Origin of the sequence: Kitasatospora sp. CM 4170, assembly GCF_032110285.1 — a bacterium.
GTDB classification, from domain to species: domain Bacteria; phylum Actinomycetota; class Actinomycetes; order Streptomycetales; family Streptomycetaceae; genus Kitasatospora; species Kitasatospora aburaviensis.
In genome coordinates this window covers 2784551-2799483 of sequence record NZ_CP134877.1, presented here as the reverse complement: position 1 = coordinate 2799483, position 14933 = coordinate 2784551, and the positions used below count along the sequence as shown (strand labels likewise).

Sequence of the window (14933 nt, the reverse complement as noted above, 5' to 3'; positions counted from 1 at the left end):
GTTACGCGTCGGTAATGCCTACGCTCAGGGTATGCGCCGAGCAAAAATCGTCTGCACCCTCGGGCCCGCCACCGACTCGTACGACCAGATCAAGGCCCTGGTCGACGCCGGGATGGACATCGCCCGCTTCAATCTCAGCCACGGCTCCCACATCGAGCACGAGGAGCGCTACCGCCGGGTCCGCAAGGCCGCCGACGAGACCGGCCGCAGCGTCGGCGTCCTCGTCGACCTTCAAGGCCCGAAGATCCGACTGGACACCTTCGCCGAAGGCCCGGTACTTCTCGAACGCGGCGACGAGTTCACCATCTCCACCGACAAGGGCGTCGTGGGGGACCAGAGCGGCTGCGGCACCACCTACGCCGGCCTCGCGGCCGACGTCACCCCCGGCGAGCGGATCCTCGTCGACGACGGCCGGGTCTCCCTGGAGGTCGTCGAGGTGGACGGCCCGCGGGTCCGCTGCCTGGTCGTCGAGGGCGGCCTGGTCTCCGACCACAAGGGCCTCAACCTCCCCGGCGTCGCCGTCTCGGTGCCCGCGCTCAGCGACAAGGACGTCGCCGACCTGCGCTGGGCCCTGCGGACCGGCGCCGACCTCGTCGCGCTCTCCTTCGTCCGCAGCGGCCGCGACATCGAGGACGTCCACCGGATCATGGCGGAGGAGGAGCGCTTCGTCCCCGTCATCGCCAAGGTGGAGAAGCCGCAGGCGGTCGAGAACCTGGACGCCATCGTCGACGCCTTCGACGGCATCATGGTGGCCCGCGGCGACCTGGGCGTGGAGATGCCCCTCGAACAGGTCCCGATGGTCCAGAAGCGCGCCGTCAAGCTGGCCAAGCGCAACGCCAAGCCGGTCATCGTCGCGACCCAGATGCTCGACTCGATGATCAACACCTCGCGGCCCACCCGCGCCGAGGCCTCCGACGTCGCCAACGCCGTCCTCGACGGCACCGACGCGGTGATGCTCTCCGGCGAGACCTCCGTCGGCAAGTTCCCGGTCGAGACGGTCCGCACCATGGGCCGCATCATCGAGGCCGCCGAGTCCGACATCCTGGCCGCCGGCCTGCCGCCGCTCACCCCCTCCAACAAGCCGCGCACCCAGGGCGGCGCCGTCGCCCGGGCGGCCGCCGAGATCGGCGACTTCCTCGGCGCCAAGTACCTCATCGCCTTCACCCAGTCCGGCGACACGGCCCGCCGCCTCACCCGCTACCGCTCGCCCATCCCCGTCCTCGCGTTCACCTACGAACCCGCCGTCCGCAGCCAACTCGCCCTCACCTGGGGCGTCGAGACCTTCCTCGGCCCCTTCGCCCCGACCACCGACGAGATGGTCGAGCAGGTCGACGCGGCCCTGCTCTCCCTCGGCCGCTGCCAGAAGGGCGACATCGTCGTCATCACCGCCGGCTCCCCGCCCGGCCTCGCCGGCTCCACCAACCTCGTACGCGTCCACCACGTCGGCACGCTGGACAACTGACCGAGGGCGGCGCGACCTCCCCGGGGAGGCCGCGCCGCCGTCAGTACTTCGCCCCGATGTGGGCGTCCATGAGGGCGACGGAGTCCTTGCGGGCGACTGAGATGTTGACCTGGCCGGTGGCGCGGGGCTTCGAGGTCTTCCACTGCACGCCCACGGCGTCGAGGGTGTCGGTGAAGAGCCGGATGATGTCGGTCGAGGTCTTGGTGAAGAAGTACCGCGGGTACTCGTGGCGCTTGACGACGCCGTTCACTGTCCGCGTCGCCCAGTTGGTGATGCGGCAGCCGTCGGAGTGGATCAGCCCGCGCAGGAACGCCCAGGGATGGGCGTCGACGATCTCCTTTTGCCAGGGCTCCAGGGCTATCGTGCGTTCGTGCTTCTTGCCGGGGCCGTGCTGGGGGAAGTAGCAGTAGAGGTGCTGCGAGTAGAGCTTGACCACCCGGCAGCCGGTCCGACGGACGTGGCAGGGCTTGTTCAGCGGCATCACCTGAACCATGGCGTGCTCGACCGAGTCGATGATCCCGGGCCACTTCTCGTCGCAGCTGATGAACAGACTCGGGCTGCGGTGCTGCTTCGGCCAGGTGATGTGACCGTCTCCGAGGTAGAGGCCCAGGAGGTAGGAGTAGGCCGGAGCATCGACATCGTCGCCGAAGCAGTGCATACAGGTCGAGCGCTTGCGGCCTGGCAACTCGTCCGTCCTGGCCAGGTCCTGGTGCTTCCACCAGGAGACCGTCCCGGGCGGGACGGCGAGGCGTCGAGCGACATCAACGTTGCGGGCGCCCTGGCGCAGCAGTCGGACGGCTTGTTCGCGCACGGATAGGGTGGTCATGCGGGCAAGCATGCAAAGCGCGGGTGTGGTTGATGGAATGTTCGCGCATCGTCCACTAAATGTGATGAACTTCCCACTGCCTGGGAATTCGAGGAGAAATCGGGTGCCGAGTGTGGGATTCGAACCCACACGCCCTTTCAGGCAATCGCTTTTGAGGCGATCGTGTCTGCCCTTCCACCAACCCGGCTGGTTTGCGCTTGAGAAGGATACCCTGCGCATGTTGTCCGCCGCAGCTAGGTACCCTCATGCATGCAGTACCCCGCCGGAACGAGGAGCCCCGTGAGCACCGCCGACGAGCAGGCACAGCCGCTTGAGACCGATTCGCCCCAGATCACCCGGATCGTGATCGCCGAGGACGAGGCGCTGATCCGCCTCGACCTGAAGGAGATGCTCGAAGAAGAGGGGTACACCGTCGTCGGCGAGGCCGGGGACGGGGCGACGGCGGTGAAGCTGGTCGAGGAGCTCCGGCCGGACCTCGCCATCCTGGACGTGAAGATGCCCGTCCTGGACGGCCTGTCCGCCGCCGAGCAGATCCACGAGAAGCACCTCGCGCCGGTCCTGATGCTGACCGCGTTCTCGCAGCGCGAGCTGGTGGACCGGGCCCGGGACGCGGGTGCGATGGCGTACATCGTGAAGCCGTTCAGCAAGAGCGACCTCGTGCCCGCGATCGAGATGGCCGTCTCCCGGTACACCGAGATGCGGACGCTGGAGCAGGAGATCGCCGACCTGTCGCAGCGGCTGGAGACCCGGAAGCTGGTGGACCGGGCGAAGAGCGTGCTGCAGACCAAGTTCGGGCTGAACGAGCCGGCCGCGTTCCGGTGGATCCAGAAGACCTCGATGGACCGCCGGATGACGATGGCCGCGGTGGCCGAGGCGGTCATCGAGGAGGGCGAGGCCCAGGACCGCAAGAAGGCCGAGGAGGCCGGCGGGGAGTAGGCAGGACGACGCGAAGGGCCCGGCGGGAAGCCGGGCCCTTCGTCGTGCGGTGGTGCGGGTGGATCAGTCCTCGCCGAGGTAGGCCTTCCGCACGGACTCGTCGTGCAGCAGGTCCGCGCCGCTGCCCTGGAGGACGATGCGGCCGGTCTCCATGACGTAGCCCTGGTCGGACAGCGAGAGCGCCGCCTGGGCGTTCTGCTCGACGAGCAGGATGGTCGTCCCGCTCGCCTTGAGCTCGACGATGGTCGCCATGATCTTCTGCATCATGAGCGGCGAGAGGCCCATCGAGGGCTCGTCGAGCATGAGCAGCTTGGGCTGGGACATCAGGGCCCGTCCCATGGCGAGCATCTGCTGCTCGCCGCCGGAGAGGGTGCCGGCGGCCTGCTTGCGGCGTTCGCCGAGGATCGGGAAGAGGCCGTAGGCGCGTTCCACGTCGGCGGCGATGCCGGCGGTGTCGCTGCGCAGGAAGGCGCCGAGGAGGAGGTTCTCCTCGATGGTCATGCGCGGGAAGATGTGCCGGCCCTCGGGGGAGTGGGCCAGGCCGAGCGAGACGATCTTGTGGGCGGGGACCGCGTTGAGCGGCTGCCCGTCGAAGGTGATCTTCCCGGCGGTCGGCTTGAGCAGCCCGGAGAGGGTGCGCAGGGTGGTGGTCTTGCCGGCGCCGTTGGTGCCGATCAGGGTGGTGACCTCGCCCTGGTTGACGGTGAAGCTGATGCCCTTGACGGCTTCGATCTTGCCGTAGGCGACGCGGAGGTCCTCGACCTCAAGGAGTGCGGTCACTGGGTGTCCTCCGGTGCTGCGGTGGTGCCCTCGGCGGCGGTGGCTCCTTCGAGCGGGGCGCCGAGGTAGGCGGTGATGACGCGTTCGTCGTTCTGGACGGTCTCGCGGTCGCCTTCGACGATCTTCTGGCCCTGGACGAGCACGGCGGTGCGGTCGCAGAGGTTGAAGATGAACCGCATGTCGTGCTCGATGACGAGGATGGAGACGCCGCGGTCGCGGATGGCGAACACGAGCTCCTCGGCGGCGCGGGTCTCCTGGGGGTTCATGCCGGCGGTGGGCTCGTCGAGGAGCAGCAGGCCGGGGTCGGAGGCGAGGGCGCGGGCGATCTCCAGCTTCCGCTGTTCGCCGTAGGGGAGGTTGCGGGCGAGGTGGTCGGCCTTCTCGGCGAGGCCGGTGAACGCGAGGAGCTCCATGGCGCGTTCGCGGCTCTCGGCCTCGGCGCGGTGGTAGGAGGGGCCGCGCAGGATGGCGGCGAAGAGGCCTTCGCGGGTGCGGCTGTGCCGGCCGACGAGGACGTTCTCCAGGACGGTCATGTTGGCGAAGAGCCGGATGTTCTGGAAGGTGCGGGCGATGCCGGCCTGGGTGACGAGGTGGGGCTTGGGGGGCAGGACGGTGCCCTTGTAGGCGACCTTGCCCTCGGTGGGGACGTAGAGGCCGGTGAGGCAGTTGAAGAAGGTGGTCTTGCCGGCGCCGTTGGGGCCGATGAGGCCGATGATCTCGCCCTCGCCGACGGTGAGGGAGACGTTGTTGACGGCGGTGAGGCCGCCGAACCGCATGGTGACGCCGGCGACTTCGAGCAGCGGGCGGGCCGGGGCGGGTCGGTCGGTGACGGCCGTGGGGGCGTTGCTGGTGGTCATCTGGGTGGTCACGCCCCTGCCTTGGTGAGGGTGGCGGTGTCGCCGGTCGACTGGGCCGGGATCGAGGCCTCGTGGAACTCCAGCCGGCTGCGCCGGTTGGGGATGAGGCCCTCGGGGCGGACCCGCATGAGCACGATGAGGGCGATGCCGAAGGCGAGCAGCTGGTAGTCGGAGAGGAATTCGAGCTTCTTGGGGATGAGGAACAGCAGGGTGGCGCCGGCGAGCGGGCCGCTGATGGTCCCCATGCCGCCGAGGATGACGGCGGCGAGGAGGAAGGCGGAGTTGGGCGGGAGGGCCTCGGCGAAGGTGTACTGGTCGGGGGTGACGGTGTAGCTGACGTGGGCCTGGACGGTGCCGGCGAGGCCGGCGAGGCAGGCGCCGAGGGCGAAGGCGAGGAGCTTGAGGCGGAAGCCGTTGATGCCCATGGCCTCGGCGGCGGTCTCGTCCTCGCGGATGGCGACCCAGGCGCGGCCGATGCGGGAGTTGCCGACGCGGGCGAAGACCAGCACCACGAGGGCGGTGACCAGGAGCATCAGCAGGTAGTAGTTGGAGAACCGGCCGAGCTCGATGCCGAACAGGTTGGTGGGCTTGCCGAGGTCCCAGCCGAGGATGTTGAGGTCGGGGATCCGGGGGATGCCGTTGGAGCCGTTGGTGATCTTGGGGCCGGTGGTCCCGTTGAGGTTGAGCATGGTGATGCGGAAGATCTCGCCGAACCCGAGGGTGACGATGGCGAGGTAGTCGCCGCGCAGCCGGAGGGTGGGGGCGCCGATCAGGACGCCGAAGACCATCGACACGGCGGCGCCGGTGAGCATCGCGGCCCAGAAGGGGAACTGGACGTGGATGGGGGAGGCCGGGGAGCCGGAGACCAGGGCGGCGGCGTAGGCGCCGACGCCGAGGAAGGCGACGTAGCCGAGGTCGAGCAGGCCGGCGAGGCCGACGACGATGTTCAGACCGAGGGCGACGGTGGCGAAGATCAGGATGTTGGTGGCGACCGAGGTGTACTGGTCGCTGGTCTGGGTGAACGGGAAGCTGGCGGCGGCGGCGAACGCGGCGCCGGTGGTGACCGAGCGGTACTTGACGGTCAGCGTGCGCAGCCGGGGCAGCAGGCCGGACTTGCCGAGGGAGGCGCCGACGGAGGCGGCCAGCAGCAGGTAGGCGATGAAGAGCTCGCCGTACTCGGTGTCGATGCCGAAGGTGATGGCGAACAGGCCGATGCCGAAGGCGAAGACGATGAGCAGGACCTCCAGGAAGGAGGGGAGCTCGCGGGCCGCGGGGAGCGGGCGGGTGGTGTTGGAGAGCCGCAGCCAGTGGTTGGCGAGGTGGCCGAGCTGGACGACGAGGACGGCCGCGGCGGCGATGGCGATGCCGCCGGCGAGGGCGGTGAGCACCGGGGCGACGGGCTTGTCCTCGGGGATGGCGTGGGTGGCGAACCAGACGACGGCGGCGGCCGGGACGAGCAGGAAGAGCCGCCGGTCGAGGACGCGCAGGGTGACGCCGGTGCGGCGGTCGAGCGGGAGGCCGAGCGTGCCGGCGAGGGCGAGCAGGGCTCCGGCGCCGAGGACCCAGCCGCCGGGTTCGAGGTTGGCGAGGCCGCCGAGGTCTACGGCGATGGCGGCGATGGAGAACCAGGCGACGGCGAAGGCGCCGGTGGCGGCGAGGAGGACGGCGTTGTTGCTGCGGGTGGGGGCGGCCCAGCGCAGGCCGGGGACGCCCTGGGCGGCGAGCAGCAGGACGAGGGTGAGGAGGCCGCCGGTGAGGGCGAGCCACTGGAGGCCGGCGGGGGAGCCGTAGTAGGTGAGGTCGCCGGGGAACTCGTCGGTCCAGGTCCAGGACATCAGGGCGGAGGCGACGGTGGCGGCGGCGCCGAGGCCGGTGAGGAGGACGGCGGCGCGGGTCGGCAGGGGGAGGACCGGGGTGGTCTCGGTGCCGGCGGTGGTGGAGGTGGTCGTCATGGTGCTCACGCCCTGTCCGCGACGCGTTCGCCGAGCAGGCCCTGGGGTCGGACGAGCAGGACGACGATGAGGAGTACGAAGGCCCAGACGTCCTTCCAGGCGCCGCCTCCGAAGAGGTGCATGCCGGGGAGGTGCTGGATGTAGCCGGTGGCGAGGGCTTCGGCGAGGCCGAGGGCGACGCCGCCGAGCATGGCGCCGTAGATGTTGCCGATGCCGCCGAGGACGGCTGCGGTGAAGGCCTTGAGGCCGAGGATGAAGCCCATCCGGAAGTCGACCTGGCCGCTGCGCAGGCCGTAGGCGACGGCGGCGACGGCGGCGAACGCGGCACCGATGGCGAAGGCCATGACGATGATGCGGTCGGTGTCGATGCCCATGAGCTTGGCGGTGTCGGGGTCCTGGCTGGTGGCCTGCATGGCGCGGCCGGAGCGGGTGCGGGTGACGAACCAGCCGAGGGCGATCATGCAGAGCGGGGCGGCGATGACGAGGAAGAGGTCGCTGCGCTGGATGGTGATGGAGCCGAGCTCGAAGGGGTCACCCGGGATCTTGGGGAAGACGCGGGCCTTCTTGGCGTCCGGGTAGAAGGAGAAGACGAGCTGCTGGAGCAGGATCGACAGGCCGATCGCGGTGATCAGCGGCGCGAGCCGGGGGGCGGTGCGCAGCGGCCGGTAGGCGAAGCGCTCGGCGGCGACGGCGGTGAGGGTGGAGACCAGGATGCCGGCGATCAGCATCAGCGGTAGGGCCAGCCAGAGTGTGGTGCCGCCGGGGAGGGCGAGGTAGGCGGTCAGGGCGCCGAAGCCGCCGACCATGACGATCTCGCCGTGGGCGAAGTTGATGAGCTGGACGATGCCGTAGACCATCGTGTAGCCGATCGCGACGAGCCCGTAGAGGGCGCCGAGGATCAGGCCGTTGGCCAGCTGCTGCGGTAGGTCGTGCACCGCTGGGCCTCCGTTGTGCGTGGGGTGGGTCCGCGTGGGTGGTGGATGTGGGTGCGCGGGGGCACTCGTGGCGCCCCCCGCGCGTGTGTTCCGGTGTGCTGTGGCTGTTCGACGTGCGGGTCGGGTCAGCCGTTGAAGGTGCCGGACTTCTCCACGGCCCACTTGCCGTCCTTGACGGCGTAGACGGTGAGCTGCTTGTTGGTGGTGTCGCCGAACTCGTCGAAGGAGACCTTGCCGGTGACGCCCTCGAAGGAGACCTTCTGGACGGCCTCGACGATCTTGGCGCGGGCGTCGCTGGGGAGCTTGCCGCCGTTGGCGGTGACGACGGCCTTGACGCCCTGGATGATGGCCCAGGCGCTGTCGTAGGAGTAGCCGCCGTAGGTCTCGTAGGCGTCCTTGTAGCCGGCGCTCTTGTAGTCGGCGATGAACTTGGCGGCGGTCGGCAGCTGCTCGACGGGCAGGCCGACGGCGGTGGCGTAGTCGCCCTGGCTCTTGGGGTTGAGCTTGATGAAGTCGCCGCTCTGGATGCCGTCGCCGCCCATCAGCGGGATGTTGACGCCGGCCTCCTTGAGCTGGAGGGAGAGCGGGCCGGCGGCGGGGTACTCGCCACCGTAGTAGACGGCCTCGGCGCCGGAGGACTTGACCTTGGTGACGACGGCGGCGAAGTCGCGGTCGTCGGGGTTGACGTGCTCCTCGCCGACGATCTGGCCGCCCTGCTTGGTGAACTCGCCCTTGAAGGTGGCGGCGAGGCCGGCGCCGTAGGTCTTCTGGTCGTCGATGAGGAAGACCTTGGTCTTCTTGGCGTCCTTGGCCAGGAACTGGGCGGCGAAGGGGCCCTGGACGGCGTCGGTGGTGGAGGTGCGGAAGTAGGACTTGAAGGGGCGGGCCTTGGTGCCGCTGGCCCACTTCTCGCCCTGGCTGAGGGCGACGCCGGTGTTGGCGGGGGAGATCTGGACCAGGTTGGCGTCGTTGAAGATCTGCTGCATCGACTGGGCGACGCTGGAGTTGAGCGGGCCGACGACGCCGAGGACGTCCTTGTCGGCGACCAGCTGGGTGGCGTTCTGCTGGCCCGGGGCGGGCTTGGCGGTGTCGTCGAGGGCCTTGATCTGGAACTTGATCCCGGGGACCTCGTTCTTCTCGTTGGCCTGCTTGGCCGCGAGCTCGACGGAGTTGCGGATGCCGAGGCCGAGGGCGGAGAGGTCGCCGGTGAGGGGGGCGTCGACACCGATGGTGACGGTGGTGCTGGACCCGGCGTTGTTGCCGTCCCCGGACTTCTTCTCGCCGCGGGAGCCGCAGGCGCTCAGGCTGAGGGCGCCGATCACGGCAATGCTCACGACAACTGCTGAACGATGACGCACAGGGGTCCCCTTCGGTTCAGGAGGGCGCCGCGCCTGAATGGCGGGAGCCGGGATGCGCGATGGGCTGCCTGGCCCAATCCGGTGGCGCGGTGACTGGCCGTGACTCTAGATGCCCCTGGGCAGGCTCGGGCAGGGGTGTGGCGAGGCTGTGATTCTCTTGTTATGAGCACACGGAGCGACTGTCTCACTATGTGGTCGTTTTGGCTCGATCGATCCGGTACTACTGGGGTTCTACTGGCCGGTAGCAAGGTGTAAGGCCCAGAAATGGGGGTTACTCCTGGCCGCTCCGATAATCGGACGCGACTGTCCGCTGTGCTGGTGTCGGGCGTGCTCGTCCGAATATCGGACGTTCGTGGGGTTGACGAACGGGCTTGCGTGTCACTCGGGGCTTCGGGGTCCCTCGTCGAGCGAATTCCCTCGATGTTACTCAGCGTTACACAGTTGAAATTCTGTGAACACGCAAGGGCCCCCTTGTATAGACCAACGCCTGCCCAAGGCGGTCGAAGGTCAAACAAGGGGGCCGGTAAGGGATTTGATGATCGGTGGGCTCGGCTGACCCGCCGTCGGGAGGGTCGCCGGGCCGACGGGGCGTCAGGCGGACCCCCGGGACCGGGCCGGTCGGCCCGGGGGTCGCGTCAGAGGTCGCGCAGCATGCAGGTCAGTCGGCAGCTGGTGATCCGCCGGCCGGTGTCGTCGGTGATCGCGATCTCGTAGGTGGCGGCGGTGCGCCCCTTGAACACGGCGGTCGCCACCCCGGTGACCAGGCCGGAGGTGGCCGAGCGGTGGTGGGTGGCGTTCAGGTCCACGCCCACCGCGTACCGGCCGGGCCCGGCGTGCAGCATCGCGCCGACCGAGCCGAGGGTCTCGGCCAGCGCCGCCGAGGCGCCGCCGTGCAGCAGGCCGTACGGCTGCTGGTTGTCCTCGACGGGCATGGTGCCGACCACCCGGTCGCCCGAGGCCTCGACGATCCGGATGCCGAGCTTCTCGCCGAGGTGGCCGCCGGAGAAGGTGGCCGGGTCCACGCCGAGCTTGGCGAAGTGGTCCAGCACCTCCTGCGGGACCTTGAGGACGGGGGCCGCGTCGGACGCGTCGGTCATGGGGGGAGCTCCTGCCGCTCGGGGTCACGTCGTCGTGCTGCCAGTGATCGTACGACCGTCCTACTCGGCGGTAGCGGGCACCGGGCGCGGGCTGGCGTGGCGGGGGCGGCGTGGCGGCGCCGGCGGGCGGCGCGCCGCGTACGGGCGCCGGCCGGTGCGGGGCGGGCCGTCCGCCGGACGCGCCCCTTTTGTCGGTGCCGGGCCATAGGATCGGTGGCCGGTAGTGGAATCGGCAGGAACGGACGTTGACGTGGCTACGCAGAGTACGGACAAGGGCGCGGCGGGTGGCAGCGGGGCGGCCCGGCCCCGGCTGATGCTGCTCGACGGGCACTCGATGGCCTACCGGGCGTTCTACGCGCTGCCCGTGGAGAACTTCAACACCTCCACCGGCCAGCCGACCAACGCGGTGTACGGCTTCGCCTCGATGCTCGCCAACACCGTCCGCGACGAGCGGCCCACCCACCTCGCGGTGGCGTTCGACCTCTCCCGCCAGACCTTCCGCTCCGCCGAGTTCCCCGACTACAAGGCCAACCGGGCCAAGACGCCGGACGAGTTCCGCAGCCAGGTCGGCCTGATCCACGACCTGCTGGACGCGATGAACGTCCAGCGGCTGAGCGTCGAGGGCTTCGAGGCCGACGACATCATCGCCACCCTGGCCACCGCCGCCGAGGCGGCCGGCTTCGACGTCGACATCGTGACCGGCGACCGCGACTCGCTCCAGCTGGTCACCGAGCACGTCACCGTCCTCTACCCGACCAAGGGCGTCTCCGAACTCACCCGCTACACCCCGGAGAAGGTCGCCGAGAAGTACGGCGTCACCCCGCGCCAGTACCCCGACCTCGCCGCGCTGCGCGGCGACCCGTCCGACAACCTGCCCGGCATCCCCGGCGTCGGCGAGAAGACCGCCGCCAAGTGGGTCAACCAGTTCGGCTCCTTCGACGAACTCGTCTCCCGCGCCGACGAGGTGAAGGGCAAGATCGGCGAGAAGCTGCGCGAGCACCTCGACTCGGTCAAGCGCAACCGCGTCCTCACCGAGCTGGTCCGCGACGTCGAACTCCCGCTCGGCATCGACGACCTGGGCCGCACCGCGTTCGACCGGGCGGCCGTCGGCACCCTGATGGAGTCGCTGGAGTTCCGCAACGCCAACTTCCGCGACCGGGTCTTCGGCATCGACCCGGCCGCCGCCGAGCCCGAGGCCGCGGCCGAGCCCGCCCCCGGCATCGAGGTCGACGGCGAACTGCTCACCGACCCCGGCACGCTCACCGGCTGGCTCGCCGAGCACGCCGCCGGCAAGGCCCCGGTCGCGCTCGCCGCCGTCTACCAGTGGGCGCTCGGCAGCGGCGAGGTCGCCGAGATCGCCCTCGCGACGGAGGACACGGCCGCCTGGTTCGACCCGGCGCTGCTCGCCGAGGAGGACGAGCGCGCCCTCGCCGCCTGGCTGGCCGACCCGGCCGCCCCCAAGGCCCTGCACATCGCCAAGCAGGTCATGCGGGCCTTCGCCGAGCGCGGCTGGACCATCGCCGGCGTCGTCGCCGACACCGCCCTCGCCGCCTACCTGGACAAGCCCGGCCGGCGCACCTTCACCCTGGAGGTGCTCGCCGAGGAGTACCTGGCCCGTTCGCTCGCCCCGGCGCCCGCCGCGGAGAGCGGCCAGCTCGCCTTCGACGCCCCGGAGGAGGACGCCTCCGCCGGCGCCCGGGCGCTGATGCTCCAGGCCCGCGCCGTGCTCGACCTCGCCGCGCACTTCGACACCCGCCTCGCCCAGGTCGGCGCCACCGGCCTGCTGCGCGACATGGAGCTGCCGATCGCCGCCCTGCTGGCCCGGATGGAGCGCACCGGCATCGCCGCCGACCGGGCCTGGCTCACCGGCCTGGAGTCGCAGTTCGCCGCCGAGATCCAGCGCGTGGTCGAGGAGGCGCACGCCGCCGCCGGCCACGAGTTCAACCTCGGCTCGCCCAAGCAGCTCCAGGAGATCCTCTTCGGCGAGCTGGGCCTGCCCAAGACCAAGAAGATCAAGACCGGCTACACCACCGACGCCGACGCGCTCACCTGGCTGGCCACCCAGACCGACAACGAGCTGCCGGTGATCCTGCTGCGCCACCGCGACCAGGCCAAGCTGCGCACCACCGTCGAGGGCCTGCTCAAGACGGTCTCCCCGGCCGGGCGCATCCACACCACCTTCAACCAGATGGTCGCCGCCACCGGCCGGCTCTCCTCGCAGGACCCGAACCTGCAGAACATCCCGGTCCGCACCGAGGAGGGCCGGATGATCCGCCGGGCCTTCGTCGTCGGCGAGGGCTACGAGGCGCTGCTCACCGCCGACTACTCGCAGATCGAGCTGCGGATCATGGCCCACCTCTCCGAGGACGAGGCCCTGATCGAGGCCTTCGCCTCCGGCGAGGACCTGCACACCACCGTCGCCTCCCAGGTCTTCGAGGTCCCCCGCGACGCGGTCGACGCCGAGATGCGCCGCAAGATCAAGGCGATGTCCTACGGCCTGGCGTACGGGCTCTCCGCGTACGGGCTCTCCCAGCAGCTCGGCATCAAGCCGGCCGAGGCGCAGGGCCTGATGGACACCTACTTCGAGCGCTTCGGCGGCGTCCGCGACTACCTGCGCCGGGTCGTCGACGAGGCCCGCGCCACCGGCTACACCGAGACCCTGCTCGGCCGCCGCCGCTACCTGCCGGACCTCAACAGCGACAACCGCCAGCGCCGCGAGATGGCGGAGCGGATGGCCCTCAACGCCCCGATCCAGGGCTCGGCCGCCGACATCGTCAAGATCGCCATGCTCCGGGTGGACGACGCGCTGCGCGAAGCCGGCCTGGCGTCCCGGATGCTGCTCCAGGTCCACGACGAAATCGTGCTGGAGCTGGCCCCGGGCGAGCGCGCCCGGGTCGAGGCGATCGTCCGCGAGCAGATGGCCGGCGCCTACCCGCTGCGCGCCCCGCTCGACGTCTCCGTCGGCGTCGGCCCCGACTGGGAGGCCGCCGCGCACTGACGATCCGTCAACGGGCCCCGGGTGCAGCTTCGTCGAGGCGGCGCCCGGGGCCTTTCCGGGAGCGGGGAGTGGTCCTACCCTGGCGGGTATGTCTGCCGATGAGCTGCTCCGCCGCGGCCGTGACGGCACCACCACCGACCTCGTGTTCGAGTGGGGTGGGGGATCCTGGCCCGCCGCCGCGTTCCTGGTGCTGCGCACGCTCGCCGTCCTGCTCGCCGTCGGCCTCGCCTTCCTCCCCGTCGGCATCCTGATCGTGGTGGTCGCGGTGATCATCGGCGCCACCTTCGTGGGCGCGGTGACCGTCTGCGGTGCGCTGTGGGCGGCCGCCGCGCTGCTCCTGTGGCCGTTCGCCGCGGTCGCCGAGCTGCGGTCGGTCCGCAGGGTGCAGTTCGCCCCGGCCGGGGCCCCGACCGAACTGCGTTTCGTCCGGGGTGCCCGCGCCGACGCCTGGGCCCCGATCTCCGGCCTGCGGCGCATCCAACTGGACGAGACCGTGGAGGAGCCCTACGAGGGCGACCCCGAGCCGGCCGGCCGCACCCTCGCCATCACGGTGGTGACCCTGACCGGCGACGACGGCCGCCCGCACCGGGCGCCGGACGGTACCGATGTCGACGCGCTCCAGCGCTCCCTGGAGCAGCTGCTCGGCCCGGCCGGCATCCCCGTTCTGCGCCGCACCGAACGTCGCGTCCGCCCCAAGCCCCGACCCCCCTCCGGCGGCGGCTGGGCCTACGGCGGCTCGGGCTCGGCCAATTCCGGCGGGGGCTTCTCCGGCGGCGGGTGAGCCGGAGCGGGGACCGGCTCAGCCGGCTCCGACCGTCCCCGCCGGCGGGCGGGCGTCGCGCGTTGCCGCGCGGCGTCGGCCCGGTCGGCCCGCAGTTGATCAACCCGTGTCACGGAGTCAATTTCGTACTACCGTGGGCCCGATGACTACGGAACCCAGGTCGACCGACCAGCCCGCCCTCCTGGCCGAGGCGCCGACGCTGCAGGCCCGCAACTCCGCCGCCTTCTGGACCGCGACCGGCGTGTCCCGGGGGCACGAGGTGATCCGGCGCCGCGGATTCGTCGCCGTCGACGGCGACGAGCGCGCGGGCCGGCGGATCCTGATCCAGGAGTCCGACCTCGACCCGGGCGAAGCGGCCGAGGTCGGCGAGCTGGTCCGCCGGGCCGCAGGTCCGGTGATCGTCGAGGATCCGTTCAGCTCGACGGACCTGAGCCACCTGGCCATGCGCAACTGGCAGATGCCGGTCATGCTCCGCCTGCCCGGACCCGTCGACGCCCCGGCGCTGGACGTGACCCGGGTACGGCGGCCCGAGGACCTGCGGGCGGCCGAGCAGGTCGTGATCGAGGGCTTCGAACTGGACGGCTTCGAGCCCTACCGCCCCGGCGAGCTCTTCCCGACGACGCTGATCGAACAGCCGGGCGTGGACGTGTTCATCGCCTCGATCGACGGCGTGCCCGCGGGCGCCGGCGTGAGCGTCCTGGCCGACGGCGTCGGCAGCCACTACTGGATCGCCACCTCCTCGGCCTTCCGCTCCCGCGGCGTGGGCCGCGCCGTCATGCTCGGCGCCCTCGCCCACCTGACGGACCACCCGGCCACCCTCACCGCCTCGAAGCTGGGCCGCCCGCTCTACGAATCGCTGGGCTACACGGTCGCGTCCCCCTCGACCTGGTGGGCCTCCCTCCAGTAGGCCACCGGAGCCGACTTCCGAGCTGTCCGACCGCCGGTCACCAT

The 14933-nt window shown here is 70.8% G+C and carries 12 protein-coding genes and 1 tRNA gene; 5 read left to right on the top strand and 8 right to left on the bottom strand.

Annotated features, from left to right (window positions below; genetic code table 11):
• Positions 1-31: 31 nt before the first annotated feature.
• Positions 32-1462 carry a pyruvate kinase gene (gene pyk / locus RMN57_RS11345; RefSeq protein ID WP_313763268.1) on the top strand — a complete coding sequence of 477 codons (1431 nt, stop codon included), beginning with the start codon at positions 32-34 and terminating at the stop codon, positions 1460-1462.
• A 40-nt stretch (positions 1463-1502) separates the two neighbouring features.
• Here pyk and RMN57_RS11340 read toward each other — a convergent pair whose 3' ends face one another.
• Together RMN57_RS11340 and RMN57_RS11335 are read right to left on the bottom strand one after the other, a co-directional pair.
• The gene (locus tag RMN57_RS11340) at positions 1503-2288 is read right to left on the bottom strand and encodes a helix-turn-helix domain-containing protein (RefSeq protein WP_313763267.1); all 786 of its coding nucleotides are present in this window, start codon (positions 2286-2288) and stop codon (positions 1503-1505) included.
• Positions 2289-2392: 104 nt separating this feature from the next.
• Positions 2393-2475 (bottom strand) — tRNA-Leu (locus RMN57_RS11335).
• A 62-nt stretch (positions 2476-2537) separates the two neighbouring features.
• On the opposite strand from RMN57_RS11335, the gene RMN57_RS11330 reads away from it, so the two are divergent.
• Positions 2538-3224, top strand: a complete 687-nt coding sequence (locus RMN57_RS11330) for an ANTAR domain-containing response regulator (protein WP_380233538.1) — start codon at positions 2538-2540, stop codon at positions 3222-3224.
• Positions 3225-3287: 63 nt separating this feature from the next.
• Here the strand turns inward: RMN57_RS11330 and RMN57_RS11325 are convergent, their stop codons facing one another.
• The 6 genes from RMN57_RS11325 to RMN57_RS11300 form a co-directional block, all read right to left on the bottom strand.
• Complete coding sequence (locus tag RMN57_RS11325) at positions 3288-4004, bottom strand: ABC transporter ATP-binding protein (RefSeq protein WP_313763265.1); 717 nt, start codon at positions 4002-4004, stop codon at positions 3288-3290.
• Entirely contained in the window at positions 4001-4873 is an 873-nt protein-coding gene (locus RMN57_RS11320; protein WP_380233537.1) for an ABC transporter ATP-binding protein, read from the bottom strand. The genes RMN57_RS11325 and RMN57_RS11320 overlap by 4 nt, the downstream gene beginning before the upstream one ends.
• Positions 4870-6813, bottom strand: a complete 1944-nt coding sequence (locus RMN57_RS11315; RefSeq protein WP_313767785.1) for an ABC transporter permease subunit — start codon at positions 6811-6813, stop codon at positions 4870-4872. Before RMN57_RS11315 ends, RMN57_RS11320 begins: the two co-directional genes overlap by 4 nt.
• Before the next feature lie 5 nt (positions 6814-6818).
• Positions 6819-7748, bottom strand: coding sequence for a branched-chain amino acid ABC transporter permease (locus RMN57_RS11310; RefSeq protein ID WP_313763264.1), 930 nt, complete (start codon positions 7746-7748; stop codon positions 6819-6821).
• Between the two features lie 125 nt (positions 7749-7873).
• The gene (locus RMN57_RS11305; RefSeq protein ID WP_313763263.1) at positions 7874-9106 is read right to left on the bottom strand and encodes a branched-chain amino acid ABC transporter substrate-binding protein; all 1233 of its coding nucleotides are present in this window, start codon (positions 9104-9106) and stop codon (positions 7874-7876) included.
• 635 nt (positions 9107-9741) lie between these two features.
• Positions 9742-10203 carry a hotdog fold thioesterase gene (locus RMN57_RS11300; protein ID WP_313763262.1) on the bottom strand — a complete coding sequence of 154 codons (462 nt, stop codon included), beginning with the start codon at positions 10201-10203 and terminating at the stop codon, positions 9742-9744.
• Between the two features lie 313 nt (positions 10204-10516).
• Here RMN57_RS11300 and polA point away from each other — a divergent pair, with 313 nt between their 5' ends.
• The 3 genes from polA to RMN57_RS11285 all read left to right on the top strand — a co-directional run bounded on the left by polA (position 10517) and on the right by RMN57_RS11285 (position 14889).
• Positions 10517-13201: a DNA polymerase I gene (polA, locus tag RMN57_RS11295; protein ID WP_313767784.1), complete on the top strand. Its 2685-nt coding sequence runs from the start codon at positions 10517-10519 to the stop codon at positions 13199-13201.
• 88 nt (positions 13202-13289) lie between these two features.
• The gene (locus tag RMN57_RS11290) at positions 13290-13982 is read left to right on the top strand and encodes a hypothetical protein (protein WP_313763261.1); all 693 of its coding nucleotides are present in this window, start codon (positions 13290-13292) and stop codon (positions 13980-13982) included.
• Positions 13983-14124: 142 nt separating this feature from the next.
• Entirely contained in the window at positions 14125-14889 is a 765-nt protein-coding gene (locus RMN57_RS11285; RefSeq protein WP_313763260.1) for a GNAT family N-acetyltransferase, read from the top strand.
• Positions 14890-14933: the final 44 nt, after the last annotated feature.